Raw genomic sequence first — 14,519 nt, forward strand, 5'->3', positions numbered from 1 at the left:
AGGTGTGATTAACTACAACTACGACTGCAATTACAACTGAATCATTAATATATTTAATATACGTTAACCAAATAAAAAGGCCAGCATATGCTGACCTTTATTAGTGAATTTAATGATTTATTCAAATCAAATAATCATTAAAACCCTTCAACTCCAGCCATGTCAGGCAATTGGTGAGCAATCCCTTTATGACAATCAATACAGGTTTTTTCACCACTGGCTAATGACGTCGAATGCATTGCTGACGCACGCTTAGACTGACGAGTAAAGTCCATATAATCAAAGTTATGACAGTTACGACACTCTAGTGAATCGTTAGCTTTTAAACGATCCCATTCATGCTCAGCTAGCTCTCTTCGCTTAGCTTCAAATTTTTCCCGAGTGTTTATCGTACCAAAAACTTTACCCCAAACTTCCTTAGAAGCCTGCATTTTACGGGCAATTTTATCCGTCCAGTTATGAGGGACGTGACAGTCAGGGCACGTCGCACGTACACCACTACGGTTAGTGAAATGAATGGTTGTTTTCAACTCTTCATAGACGTTATTTTCCATTTCATGGCAGCTAATACAGAAAGCTTCAGTATTTGATACCGATAACGCCGTATTAAAACCACCCCAGAAAATAACACCAGCAACGAAGCCACCAAGAGTCAGAAAACCAAGACTATAGTGAACACTTGGACGGCGAATAACCTTCCAAATCACTTTAAGATTTTCTAGTAGTTTTGCAATCATACTTGCTCCTAGTGCTCGTTCTTAGCAGCGTTTTTCATTAAATGTTTTACATCAATGAAATCATTTTCTACCAATAACTTGGCATCTAATTGCGATACATGACACTGGGTACAGTAGTAACGACGAGGCGATAAAGATGCCAAGAAGTTATTTTCTCTATCCATGTAATGCGTCACACTCACCATAGGTGCTTGGGAATGTCCTGTGCTATTCCTAGCATGACATTGCATACATTTGTTGACCTTCAAATCAATCTGGTAACCGTCAATACGATGTGGAATGATCGGAGGTTGCATTGGGTAATTACGCACCTGCTTAACATCAGAGTTAATCACCTTCTGCATAGCAGGAGGTGTTGGCTCAACATCAATTGGGGCAAGGCGCAAAGTAGCAACTTTATCTTCTGGTATTGGTGCAGTTTCAGCTAATGAGCTAAAAGAAAGACCCAACAAGACAATTACTGATAAAACGTTACGTGTTTTCATGGTCATTCTCCTTAAGCTTTGACAATCTTAACCGCACATTTCTTAAAGTCTGTTTGCTTTGACAATGGATCTGTCGCATCAAGCGTTACTTTATTAATGAGCTGGCTAGCATCAAACCAAGGAACAAACACTAAGCCCATTGGTGGCTTATTACGACCTCTGGTTTCAACACGAGTCTTAATTTCACCACGGCGAGAAATCACTTTAACTTCATCACCTCGACGTAACCCACGCTTCTTAGCATCATCAGGATGCATAAAACACACTGCATCAGGGAAGGCTTTGTAAAGTTCAGGGACACGCTGAGTCATAGAGCCTGAATGCCAATGCTCTAAAACACGACCGGTCGATAGCCAAATATCAAACTCTTCATCTGGCATCTCTGGTGCGGGCTCATAAGGTAATGCAAAGATAATAGCTTTGCCATCAGGCTTACCATAAAACTCGAACCCTTTACCTGCCTTAACATAGGGATCCGCACCTTCACGATAACGCCATTTGGTTTCTTTGCCGTCAACAACAGGCCAACGTAAACCATGCTCTTCGTGATAACGATCAAAGTCAGCTAAATCATGTCCATGACCACGACCAAATTCAGCGTATTCTTCAAACAAGCCTTTTTGAACATAGAAACCAAAATGTTTTGCTTCATTGTTCATGTATTTAGGATCGGTATCGCTTAATGGGAACTTCTCAACATTGCCATTTTGGAACAAGACTTCGAACAATGTTTTACCCTTATATTGAGGGTTAGCAGCAAGTACGTCATTTGACCATACTTCATCAGTCGTAAAGCGTTTTGAGAACTCCATTAACTGCCATAAGTCAGACATCGACTCACCCGGTGCTTGTACCATTTGATGCCAAAACTGAGTACGTCGTTCAGCGTTACCGTAAGCACCTTCTTTTTCAACCCACATCGCTGAAGGTAATATCAAATCAGCTGCTTGGGTTGTCACAGTTGGATAAGCATCCGATACAACGATGAAGTTTTCAGGATTACGATAACCTGGTAGCCCTTCCTCGTTCATGTTGGCTGCAGCCTGCATGTTGTTGTTCACTTGCACCCAGTAGCAATTTAAATCACCATCTTTAAGACGACGATTTTGCTCAACTGCGTGATAGCCAGGTTTAGGCGGAATAATCCCGCTTGGAATATTCCAAATGTCTTCAGCAAGTTTACGATGCTTAGGATTTGTGACCACCATGTCAGCAGGTAAACGATGTGAGAAAGTACCCACTTCACGTGCAGTACCACACGCAGAAGGTTGACCAGTCAACGAGAAAGGACTGTTACCTGGGGTTGAAATTTTTCCGACCAGTAAGTGAATGTTGTAGATTAAGTTATTACACCACACACCACGAGTATGTTGGTTAAAGCCCATGGTCCAGAATGATGTAACCTTCTTTTTAGGGTCGGCATACAGCTCGGCAAGCTCAATCAACTTGTGCTCTGGCACACCGGATAGCTTACTGACACTTTCAACATCATAATCTGCAACAAACTTAGCAAACTCTGCAAAATCAATTGGAGTTGAATCACCTGCAGTATCGACGTTTTTAGCTTTCTTTTGCAGTGGATGAGATGCACGTAGACCATAACCAATATCCGTTTCACCTTTACGGAAATTAACGTGTTTATTGATAAAGTCTTGGTTCACTTTGCCGTTTTGAATAATGTAATTAGCAACAAAGTTAAGAATGGCCAAATCGGTTTGCGGAGTAAACACAATAGGCAAATCAGCTAAATCAAATGATCTATGCTCAAAGGTAGATAGAACAGCAACTTTCACATGGGGAGCGCTTAGACGTCTATCTGTCACACGAGTCCAGAGAATAGGATGCATCTCAGCCATGTTTGAGCCCCATAATACGAATGCATCAGCCGCTTCCATATCATCGTAGCAGCCCATTGGCTCATCAATACCAAAGGTACGCATGAAACCACCTACAGCAGATGCCATACAGTGGCGCGCGTTAGGGTCGATGTTATTTGAACCAAAGCCCGCTTTCATCAGTTTAACTGCAGCATAACCTTCCCAAACAGTCCACTGACCTGAACCGAACATACCAACAGCAGTAGGCCCTTTAGCTTTAATGGTTTTTTTCCATTTTTCAGCCATGGTATCGAAAGCGGTATCCCAGCTTACTGGTGTGAACTCGCCATTCTTATCATATTGACCATTTGTCATACGCAGCATTGGCGTCTGCAGACGATCGCGGCCATACATAATTTTCGATAAAAAATAACCTTTAATACAGTTTAAACCACGGTTAACTTCACTTTTAGCATCACCATGAGTAGCAACCACCTTACCGTCTCTAGTAGCAACAATGACTGAACAGCCCGTACCACAAAAACGACATGGCGCTTTATTCCACTCTAACTTTGTTTGCTCAGAACTCGTTATTAAATTACTTGCTGTCGCAGGTAAAGCCATTCCAGCAACGCCAGCAGCGGCAATCGCGGCATTGGCTTTCATAAACTCACGTCTGTTCATACTCATTCTTCACCCTCTTCTAGCTCTTCGCTTTGGTGATAAACCATAGTGGCACTTAACACACCAGGGATTGCGTTAATGGTCGAGATATCATCCATTAAAGAACGCTGAGTCGGTCCTTCAATTACCACGACAATTTTCATCTCATTGTTTACTGACAATTCAGCATTTTCCATCGCCATAATTTTTTGGCGAACTTCAGCCATTTGCTCTGGTTGAACTTGCACAATCAAACTGGTTACATGGATTTCTTTTTTGCTCATTAGCACTCATTCTCTATTATTTTTTGTTATTAATTAAAGACTAACCGGCACCTGGCGGGCCTGAAAGGATTTGACTAAACCAAATGGTAAAGCCAAGTGCACTGACTAAAAGTGCCGATAAAATAGGCGCTAAAAAAACCGTTAGGAAAATAAAGATTTTCAACTCTAAGCTTTTTTCGCTTTGTGGATCTGTACTCATGGAGCCTCCAGCAGAGGTTTCAAATGAAAGATATGTAACCTAGTTGTTACTGATCATGATTCGGAAGAATTTTATCTTTAATCAATGACTAAACTATATACTCACAAATTGGTAAAACGAATTTAAGTTGATCTAGATCATAAAATTCACCAAACATTGACCTGCATAGGTTTATATTGACCAAAATAATTAAACGGAAAGATGATGTTAGCGTTGTTAAATGCCAGTTTACGTTTTACACATTGTTTAGCACTTTAGTATATATAGCTGCTACACATAAAGTTATCAACTTGTTAATAGTATTTCGATGTAATTAAAATGACAGGTGAAAGGCATTCAGATAATGATATTTACATCACGTAAAAAGATTTGAAGGTGCTTTAATCAGCATAAATGAATACAAAAGAATCAATGACAACTGAATGAATATTCAATTGTCATTAATCAAAGTCCGTTTACACTAATTTATAGCGTAAAACTTTAAGGGATTTTTGCTCATCAATATCAGCAAAAATAGTCGGGTTATCTAGACGCTCGATAAATTGTAATGAAGGCGCCGTTTCAGATACTTGCTCCATTAAAAAATCGCATCCTAATTCAGGCGCATTCAAACAAAGCAATACTTCGCCGTTTTTGGCTAGCAGTTCAGGTAAACGGCGTAAAAGCCTTACATAATCTTTAGTTGCTACAAAACTGCCTTTTTGATTACTTGGCGGATCTGCAATAATTAAATCATAAGGGCCTAATTTAGTCAGTTTTCCCCACGATCTAAAAATGTCATGACCTAAGTAACGTGCCCCCGAATCAAAACCATTCAATAAATGATTCTGTTTACCAATACTTAAAGCACCTTTACTCATGTCCATATTAACAACGTCAGTCGCTCCCCCCTGTAAAGCCACAACAGAAAAAGCACAAGTATATGCAAATAAATTCAATACTTTTTTATCTTTACTTTGTGTCTTTACCCAGCGTCGTCCGTTAGCCATATCAAGGAAGATTCCGTGATTTTGGCCTCTTAATAAATGCACTAAAAATTGAGCACCATTTTCAGTGACAACATGTTTTTCTGGCACTTTACCTGCGACAACTTCCGTTATCGTTTGGCCAGCGTTGCGATATTGAAATACTAAATTAAACGCAAGATCACTATGATATTTCTGCCATACCAGAGTAATACACTCAATTAGCTCATTACGGTCAGTTTCATTTAACTCTTTAAAGCTAGTTAACAATAAAACAGGGTTAAACCAATCTAAGCATAAGTGCTCTAGACCTTCAAAACGGCCACCTCTGCCGTGAAAAATACGGCATAACTCATCGCTAAGTTGCACTTGTGCTAACGCTTGAGTAAGCGGAAAGTCTTCTACTGAATTTATCTTCATTATCACTATTAATTTCTTTTACTGTATTTAGATGCAACACGTATTATTCGCATACGCATTGCCTTTAAAGTCCGGTCTCTACCTAAAAAGTAAGGCTTTATGCTTTATCAATTGGCTCGGATGTAAGCTTATCTGATGAGTCAATATCAATTTGCGGCGGATTATCTTCGTCTGAATCAACATCGGATAATAAAATAGCAAACCATTTGCCACTTTCACTCGACTCAAGTGCGATTTTTACAATCATGGTCAGTGGAACGGACAGCAACATACCGACTGAGCCTAATAGCCACCCCCAGAATATCAATGACAAGAAAACCACTAAAGTTGATAAGCCTAAACCACGCCCCATAAAGCGAGGTTCAACCACATTACCCATAATGGTATTCGTGCCCAAATATAGTAAAGCTGTCATCCCAGCAGCACCTGGGCCGATTTGGATAAAGGCGAGTAACACTGCAGGAATAGCAGCAATGATTGAGCCGATATTTGGAATGTAATTTAATAGAAAAGCCAGCACTGCCCACAATAACGCGTAATCAACGCCGATAATGCTTAAACCAATACCAACAATAATACCGGTGCCAATACTGACTAAGGTTTTGATGACCATATACTGATTAACTGAATGCAGGAACTTATCAATCTGTTTTAAGCGCATATCTGGATCATCAACCGCTAAATGAAACTTCTTCGGTAATGACTGTGCTTCAAACAACATAAAGATAACGGTCAAAATAATTAAGAATAAGTTAGCCATAACATTACCAAGCCCTGACAGCATATTCGTTGTCATGCTTAATGCCATACCTGGATCAAAATACTCCAGCACTTTATCTTTTGAAATATTGATATTTAACGCATTAAGTTTTTCAAGTACCCATGAAAACTGCTCAATAAGTTGTTGACGGTACATCGGCATTTGATTTGAGAATTCATTTATCGAACTGCCGACTAAGCTGGCTAACCACAACCCCATTAATACAATAAATATCATTAATAAAATGACCGAAAGCCATTTAGGCACTTTATATTGCGTCATAAAGTTGATTGCTGGATTACAAATTACCGCTAAAAATGCCGACAGTACAAACGGAACCACAATAGGACTAGCTGTTTTTATGCCTGCTAAAATGACCACGAGGCAAGCCATAACAGCAAAGCCGCGCAATGCCATTGATGAAGAGTTACCGCCACTCATAATGTAAATCCTTTCTATTGTCAGTATTGATGGTGAAGTTGGATCATCAGTTTGCTGCGCTACAAAAACGACTAAACATGAAAATAATGCTTAGTTCCATCTCGTTCAAAATCAATAACACAGCTTAATTGAATAAGGTTTAACCAGTAAACTGGCTTAATTATAATTACTTAGCATTATACTCATTATGCTTTATCAGGATATGAATAAATGAAAGCTAATTAATCCAATGGATAAAAATAGATTATCAAACTCAAGCTGTACCAAAGCTAAATATTCAATGAAAATATGTTTGATCTAGGAGCTTGATAAAGTCGTAAATATCTATGAGGTCTGCTTTTTTTGCGCTAAATTAACTATAGCCTGAATAACAGATTAGTTAACTATCAATGTAAATCTACACGACAAGTAATGGTGAGTATATGAACATATTAATGACTGGAGCAACAGGGTTTGTTGGGCAACAATTAGTGAAACTATTGAGCCAAAGTTCTGAATCCCATCAGCTCACCATTATTACCCGAAACAGTCAAAATGCTAAAAACATATTAGGCAACAACCACCAATACCTCAATAACCTAGACAGCCTTCAACATCTAAATGAATTTGATTGTGTCATTAATCTTGCCGGTGAGCCCATTGTCGGTAAGCGTTGGAGCCACCAGCAAAAACAACAAATTTGTAATAGTCGCTGGAATATTACCGCTAAACTAAGTCATCTCATTAAACAAAGTGATACGCCACCAGAATGTTTCATTAGTGCATCAGCGATTGGCTATTATGGCAGGCAAGGTTCAACGGCTGTTGATGAGCATAGCAAAGCTCACGACGAGTTTAGCCACCAAGTGTGCAATGAATGGGAACATTTAGCCTTACAAGCACAATCTGAATCAACTCGAGTTTGTGTCCTTAGAATAGGTATCGTCTTGGGCAAAAACGGTGGGGCCTTAGCCAAAATGCTACCGCCATTTAAACTTGGGCTGGGGGGGCCAATTGGTAAAGGAGTACATGGTGTAAGCTGGATCCATATCGATGACTTAACTGCACTGATATGGCATTTCATGTCGACGAAATCAGCCAAAGGGGTGTTTAATGCCACTGCACCAAACCCTATAAGCCATAAACAATTTGCACACTCTATCGGCCAGAGTTTAGGCAGACCCGCAATAATCCCAACACCGGTTTTGGCTTTAAGATTGGCCATGGGTGAAATGGCAGACTTAATTGTTGAAGGCCAATTTGTGATACCTAAAAGGACATTAGAAAGTGGTTTTCATTATCAGTACCCTGATATTAACCCTGCTTTAGATTCCATCCTTAAAACATAATCCTTGTAAAACAGTTATGCTTTAGCTTTTTACCAAGGTTTTAATTCTATTAATAAACCAGTCATACCTTTTGGGTTGTGGTCGGTGTTTTTTGCGGATCATAAATAAAGGCTCTTTTACGACCTTTGGTAAATTAGCCACGGTAATATTACCTTGCTCATAAACACTGTTTACTGCAAATTCAGGTAATACAGTAAACCCTAGCCCTTTTGTTATAGGCATCAATATTTGATTTAACTGATTAACATAACTGGTTAACGGTATATCATCTGCTGAATAATCATCAAAATTACAGCTCATCACTTGCTGTAAATAATGCTTAGCATCTGGATGTGAAACCAAGCCTAATGATAATAACGTCTCAAAAGATAAGTCATCGGCATCAACAGACTTAGGTAACACCATGAGCAACTTCTCAAACCCAACTGGCGTGACTTCAAGCTCTGGATTTGACACAAATTGAGTAACGATGCCAATTTCTATGTCATTGTTTAGCACTTGTTCAACAATGCGTTTATTCGGCGCAGCTTCAATGGAAACATGTAGTTGAGGATGTAATAACTGGTAATCAATAAAGTCTGGATAAAGCCACATGGCTAGTGAGCCTGAACAAGCAAACCTGCACTCCCCGATAAATGCTGAATCAAGCTGTATATCACTTAATAATTGCTCTTGTTGCTTTAATAGCTGTTCACCATATTTCTGCAATTGCATTCCGGCATCGGTGAGTTCGAAACGTTTACCAAAACGTTGGATCAACTGCGTATTAAGTTGATTTTCTAACTTCTGAATATGCTGACTAACACCAGGTTGAGTCATAAACAATTTGTCAGCAGTTTGTGTAAAGTGACCTGTTTCGGCTAACTTTAAAAACGTTGTTAACCATTTTTGATTTATCATGATGATTCCATTAAACATTACCGGCATTGTCTATTGCCTTAAGCTATTAAGATACCATAATCATTAAAAAAGGAGAGCATCAGCTCTCCTTAAAATTAACGTGCATAAGAATAAAAGGGACATCAGCCCGCTTTTAGTAAATCACTGCACGAGCGATTCAATAGCTGCCTACAACGCCACATACCTAAAGTGGCAACCACAGCTGCACCGGATAAAGGTGCAATTGCCCACCAAGGCCAGTGCATGTATACAACTAATTCAAAAACTTGTGTTTTAAGCATATAAAGGGTGAATTCAGCAACAATCACCGCCAATATACCCGCTATTGCGCCCAATAAGGCAAACTCCAAACCGGTTGCAGAGCGCAGTAACCATCCAGATGCACCAAATGTTCTTAACACCGCTAATTCACGCTGTCTAGTGGCCATTCCCGCTTCTGTTTGCGCGATTAGCACCAAGGCACTTGCCAATAATACTAACGCAAGCACTAAAGATAAGGATAGCGACACTTGCTCAATGATTTGACGTAACTGCCCCACCATAGCCCCGACATCAATCACTGATATCGTAGGGAATTGCTGGATTAATTGCAGCACGACTCCATTCGCCGTTAATTCACTGCCATTCGCTTGCAAATCTTCATCATTAAGATGAAAACTTGCCATAGAAGTATAAGAAAACGGCTCTAAGGCTTTAGGCCTGAAAATCATAAAGAAATTTGGCTGTAAAGTTTCCCATTGCACTTGCCTAAAACTGGCGACCTTAACACTAAACTCTTGATTATCAATCGTATAAGTCATAGTGTCACCAAGGGATAAACCTAGGCGTTCAGCAACTTCGGCCTCAACTGACACCTCATCATCAGCTTGGTTAAACGTCCCTTCAATGATTTCATTATTAGGCGGAAGTGTTTCACGATACGTCAGGTTCAGTTCACGTGAAATCCCAACACGTCCTTCAACTCCGTCTTTCTCTTCTTGACGAGAAATCAGTTCCTCATCGTTGATATGGGTTAAACGGCCACGGATCACAGGATAAATATCAGTTGCATTAATATTGTGCGTTGTTAAAAAATCATCCAATGGTTTAGTGTCTTCAGGAGCAATATTGACCAAAAAGTAATTAGGTGCATTTTCAGGCAACTGCTTTTGCCATTCATTTAACAAATCTTGTCTGAGAGCCAAAATTGTTAATAACAAAACAAGCGCACTACTAAAACCGACTAATTGAACCGCATTTTGTCTTGCTCGACGTCTAAGGCCTGCAAGTGCTAACTGAAACGGGTTGGTGGTTTTCATACCAACACTATGGCCTAAACGGATCATCACAAATCCAAGCACACTGAGTAACACACCTAAAAGTAATACCGCCAGCACTACGGTCATAGTTAACGCAATGCTTTTTGAATATAAATATCCCAGTAAGGCCATCGCACCAAGGCTCAATAGCAAGTGGAGCCACATGCCAAATTGTAACCCTTCTAATTGACGCTGAAGCACCCGTAAAGGTGGAATGGCTAATAGTCGCATTAATGGGTAGGCAGAGAACATAAATGCGCTGATCAATCCGGTACTCACGCCAAGTAACAAGGGTCTTGAATAGGGGGGAGAGTAAGCAGCAATTTCAGCAGGCAAGAATTGATTGATGGCTAAATCTAACATTACGCCACCAATTAACCCTAATACGATCCCCACTACAGTAACCAGCAATAGATGGGCACCAAACAGCATTCGAATTTGCTTTGCAGATGCGCCAAACGTTTTTAGCATCGCAACAACGTCATAATGACGTTGGCAATAACGCTGTGCAGCAATACCAATAGCTGCACAGGCAAGCGCAATACCTAATAAACTCGCTAATAATAAAAATCGCTCAGCACGTTTAACGGCTGATGCAATAGGTGAATCCCCAGATTGCACATCAGTCCAGCGCTGACTGTTATTCAGCAGTGGTTTAGCTTGGGTTTCAAATTGGGTTAACGCCGCGGCCTCACCAGAAAATTGGTATACATAACTGACACGGCTACCAGGTTGAATAATACCAGTAGCTTCAACATCATCTAAACGCATTAACAGCACTGGTGAAGAGGCAAAGGGATTAAAGCCAGCATCGGGTAATCGGCTGATTTCGGCAGATAAATTAAGTTCAGTATTACCCAGCTCCAGTGTGGTCGGATAGCCCAATAAGCCACCTAATCTATTTTCATACCATGCTTCACCAGTCTTTGGCAGTCCTTGGGTAACGCCTGATGATAATTCTATTTCTCCACGCAATGGATACCCGTCACCCACCGCTTTAATTGTCACCAGTTGAAAATTATCACCCGAATACACCATCGAGTTGAATTTCATGTTTGTCACATGTTGAATATTCAGTGATTCAGCCATGTTGAGCACTTGCTCAGACAGAGGCACAGGAGAATCAATAATACGATCTGCAGCAATAAAATTAGCCGCTTCACCATTAATAGCGACTTGTAAACGCTCACTGACTCTTGCTAAACCGCTCACCGATAACACGGCCAAGGTTATCGCCAATACAATGAGTACTAGTTGCCCTTGCATCAATTCTCGTTTAAATAAGCGCCAAGCTAATTGTAATTCCATTAGCTAACCTCCTCAGAAATCTCGTCAGCATGATTAACATGGCTCCCAGAGGTATCTGACTCAGCATTTGGTTCTGATAAATGACCGCTTTCCATCACTAATTGTCGCTTACAACGCTTGGCTAACTCCAAATCATGAGTCACTAGTACCAGCGTGGTATCACTTTCTTGGTTTAAGGCAAATAACATGTCTGCGATTTTGTCGCCATTAGCACTATCCAGGTTTCCTGTCGGCTCATCTGCAAATAATACTTTGGGCTCACAAATAAACGCACGAGCGATCGCTACACGTTGTTGCTCACCGCCAGATAATTGTTTTGGTAAATGTGTCAAACGATGAGAAAGCCCTACCCGCTCGAGCATCTGCTCGGCTTTTTCACGAGCTTGAGTCACGCCAGCAAGTTCTGCTGGTAGCATGACATTTTCTAACGCTGTGAGTGTGTCGACTAACATGAAAGACTGGAAAATAAAGCTGACTTTTTGTTTTCTAAGTGCCGCTTTTTGTTCTTCGTTTAATCCCGACAACGCCTGTCCATCAAGGAGTATTTCTCCAGATGTAGGTGTATCAAGCGCTGCAAGCAAACCTAATAAGGTTGATTTCCCTGAACCTGATGGGCCGAGAATCGCAATACTGTCACCTTGCTTGACATCCATATTAATGCCATTGAGGATAGTAAGCTCTCCCTCTTGGGTCACCACTGTTTTTTTGAGGTTAGTAACGTTAATGGCACTGGAATTATTTGCAAAAGTAGTCGACATACGATCCTTCTTATTTTTATCGGCTAAACGCCTGCGTTCTGCGGCGTTAATGGTTGTTGTTTCAACAATGTTTATTTCAACTTCTAGCTATGCTGCCACGATTTTAATCTTAGGTGATAGTCTAAGCGCAGGTTATGGCATGTCGGAAGATCAAGGTTGGGTACAATTGTTACGTAAACAATACCCTGAACATGACATTATTAACGGCTCAGTTAGCGGAGAAACCACCGCAGGCGGTTTGCGTAGACTCCCAAGCTTACTGGACTCTAGCGCATTTGACCTTGTTGTCGTAGAGCTTGGAGGCAATGATGGCCTTCGAGGTTTCCCTCCAAATAAACTGAAATCAAATCTTACAAAAATCATTGAGTTGTCTCAAGATAACGGGGCAAAGGTTTTATTAACAGAGATTATGGTGCCACCTAATTACGGTCCAAGATATACCAGCATGTTCAATGATGTCTATCATCAATTAGCTGATGAATTCGATATCGAATTAGTGCCTTTTTTCATGTTAGAAATAGCACCAAACCCTGACTTAATGCAACGTGATGGCATTCATCCAAATGTTGAAGCTCAACCTCGAATTACGCAATGGATGCAACCCTGGATCATTAATGCACTTAAAAAGTAACAAAGGTTAAAATATTTCATTCAAAATCACTTAAAAAGTCTAAAAAAGTAATTTTATTTTAAGCTTTAATGATTAAACTGGATGTTAAATGGATTTGTTTAAAACGTTATAAATACCAATGATGCAAAGCACTTACTTTGCTTGTCATCCAAATTGGTAACACCCTATGGCTAAAAGGAAACATTATGTCCGTCAGTCGTCAAAAGAAAGTGTATTTACCGACCGCCACCCGTAAAAATCAATATATTACTGTTGGCTTTACCCTAACTGATGAATTATTAGCGTCATATAGTGATTTAACTAATTGCTATCAAGAGTTTAGTAAATTGGTTTTTCAAGTCGCTGATAAATATGAACTGTTTAATGTTCATGTGGTTGCAAGCGATAAACTCCCTATGGTGCGTTTTCACAGTGAGGCTTATTGCTTAACAACAGAAGAGCAATTACGCTTTTTCTACAACCCTGCACATCATGAAGCAAATCGTCTTCATACTTTGCCTGGTTACCGAGCTAAAAAGCTAAAAGTGGTTTTTCTTGCAACAGGTACCGAATTACGTAGTCATTCAGCTGAGTTCCACGCTAAAGTTCAGCAATTTTTAGCTGAGATCAAGCCGCTATTACCAGTTCAAGGTGTACCAACAAAAATACGAGACCACCAGCACATCTCTTATGATTTTTTTGCCAAAGCAAAAGGCTTAAAAGAATCCTATGCTTACAAACTACGTGCTGTAGATAGTCGCTATAAACGCCGTGAGTGTAACCTACCTGAGTCGGTTAGCGCGCTTAACTACGTCACGGTCAGCTTACCAATGGGACGTCGAATCAAAAAGCAATTAGCAGCAGAAAATGCGACTAGCTTTGGTGAAAAATATCAACGTGTTGCTGACCACTTCATCAAAGCAACCAGCGATAATAAATTAAACCGTGTTGCCATGGTCGCTAATGGTAAAGTGCCTCTCGTCAGAAACAGTAAATACGAGCAGCTAAACAGCACTACAGAATTCCAAATGGTTGGCTTTGACCCAAGTAATGCAGCACCAGACCCTATTTGCCATTGGGATGACACTAAGCTTGCCGAAGCTATCCGCTTTGTTATTGTCGCAGCTAAAGAAGACCAAAAAGATGAAGGCTATGGCCGCTTTATGAATCAAGTTCAAGATGCGATTCGTCAGTTCACCAATCAATTTGATATGGATAAAGAACACATTGATGTGATTGTTCGCTTCCATCAGCATTTAAGTTATAAAGCGTAATATCGGCAACCTTAATTGCTGATTGCTGCTATCTAACTTAAAAGTAAGCTAATTAGTAAATTATTTAAAACGACAGCATTGGCTGTCGTTTTTGTTGAATAATCCATTTTCACAACAAGTCATTCATAGAACCAAAAAACATATGTTATAAAAATGTGGCCAGATCTCACATTGATTAACAAATAACAAACAAGGCATGTTGGAGTCATACGAATCTAATCGTATCCACTCCATCGGCGGAACAGATAGGAGTAGGAAGACATAATAAAAAG

The 14,519-nt window shown here is 40.1% G+C and carries 13 protein-coding genes; 3 read left to right on the forward strand and 10 right to left on the reverse strand.

The features are described 5' to 3' along the window. Nucleotides 1-137: 137 nt before the first annotated feature. The 7 genes from A9267_RS04415 to A9267_RS04445 all read right to left on the reverse strand — a co-directional run bounded on the left by A9267_RS04415 (nt 138) and on the right by A9267_RS04445 (nt 6,771). Complete coding sequence (locus A9267_RS04415) at nt 138-737, reverse strand: cytochrome c3 family protein (RefSeq protein WP_055023840.1); 600 nt, start codon at nt 735-737, stop codon at nt 138-140. 8 nt (nt 738-745) lie between these two features. Then, nucleotides 746-1,222, reverse strand: coding sequence for a nitrate reductase cytochrome c-type subunit (locus A9267_RS04420; protein ID WP_055023841.1), 477 nt, complete (start codon nt 1,220-1,222; stop codon nt 746-748). A gap of 11 nt (nt 1,223-1,233) precedes the next feature. After that, nucleotides 1,234-3,723, reverse strand: coding sequence for a nitrate reductase catalytic subunit NapA (napA, locus tag A9267_RS04425; RefSeq protein ID WP_065108466.1), 2,490 nt, complete (start codon nt 3,721-3,723; stop codon nt 1,234-1,236). 2 nt (nt 3,724-3,725) lie between these two features. Further along, nucleotides 3,726-3,986, reverse strand: a complete 261-nt coding sequence (locus A9267_RS04430) for a chaperone NapD (protein WP_055023842.1) — start codon at nt 3,984-3,986, stop codon at nt 3,726-3,728. Between the two features lie 40 nt (nt 3,987-4,026). Beyond that, complete coding sequence (locus A9267_RS04435; RefSeq protein ID WP_055023843.1) at nt 4,027-4,185, reverse strand: periplasmic nitrate reductase, NapE protein; 159 nt, start codon at nt 4,183-4,185, stop codon at nt 4,027-4,029. A gap of 455 nt (nt 4,186-4,640) precedes the next feature. Next, entirely contained in the window at nt 4,641-5,570 is a 930-nt protein-coding gene (locus tag A9267_RS04440) for a class I SAM-dependent methyltransferase (RefSeq protein WP_065108350.1), read from the reverse strand. A gap of 97 nt (nt 5,571-5,667) precedes the next feature. After that, nucleotides 5,668-6,771, reverse strand: coding sequence for an AI-2E family transporter (locus tag A9267_RS04445; RefSeq protein WP_065108351.1), 1,104 nt, complete (start codon nt 6,769-6,771; stop codon nt 5,668-5,670). Between the two features lie 422 nt (nt 6,772-7,193). Here A9267_RS04445 and A9267_RS04450 point away from each other — a divergent pair, with 422 nt between their 5' ends. After that, nucleotides 7,194-8,099 (forward strand): TIGR01777 family oxidoreductase, encoded by a 906-nt coding sequence (locus A9267_RS04450; protein WP_065108352.1) that lies wholly within the window; start codon nt 7,194-7,196, stop codon nt 8,097-8,099. 21 nt (nt 8,100-8,120) lie between these two features. Here the strand turns inward: A9267_RS04450 and A9267_RS04455 are convergent, their stop codons facing one another. The 3 genes from A9267_RS04455 to A9267_RS04465 form a co-directional block, all read right to left on the reverse strand. After that, a complete protein-coding gene (locus A9267_RS04455; RefSeq protein WP_082972202.1) occupies nt 8,121-8,999 on the reverse strand; it encodes a LysR family transcriptional regulator in 879 nt (292 codons plus the stop codon). 122 nt (nt 9,000-9,121) lie between these two features. Next, the gene (locus A9267_RS04460) at nt 9,122-11,605 is read right to left on the reverse strand and encodes an ABC transporter permease (protein WP_065108353.1); all 2,484 of its coding nucleotides are present in this window, start codon (nt 11,603-11,605) and stop codon (nt 9,122-9,124) included. Then, on the reverse strand, nt 11,605-12,363 hold the full coding sequence (locus A9267_RS04465) for an ABC transporter ATP-binding protein (RefSeq protein WP_065108354.1): 759 nt from the start codon (nt 12,361-12,363) through the stop codon (nt 11,605-11,607). The genes A9267_RS04460 and A9267_RS04465 overlap by 1 nt, the downstream gene beginning before the upstream one ends. Nucleotides 12,364-12,412: 49 nt before the next feature. Here A9267_RS04465 and A9267_RS04470 point away from each other — a divergent pair, with 49 nt between their 5' ends. Next, complete coding sequence (locus A9267_RS04470; RefSeq protein WP_065108355.1) at nt 12,413-12,994, forward strand: arylesterase; 582 nt, start codon at nt 12,413-12,415, stop codon at nt 12,992-12,994. A 185-nt stretch (nt 12,995-13,179) separates the two neighbouring features. Beyond that, a complete protein-coding gene (locus tag A9267_RS04475; protein WP_065108356.1) occupies nt 13,180-14,247 on the forward strand; it encodes a DUF3083 family protein in 1,068 nt (355 codons plus the stop codon). Nucleotides 14,248-14,519 lie beyond the last annotated feature (272 nt).

The organism is Shewanella sp. UCD-FRSSP16_17, from assembly GCF_001675935.1.
Taxonomy (GTDB): domain Bacteria; phylum Pseudomonadota; class Gammaproteobacteria; order Enterobacterales; family Shewanellaceae; genus Shewanella; species Shewanella japonica.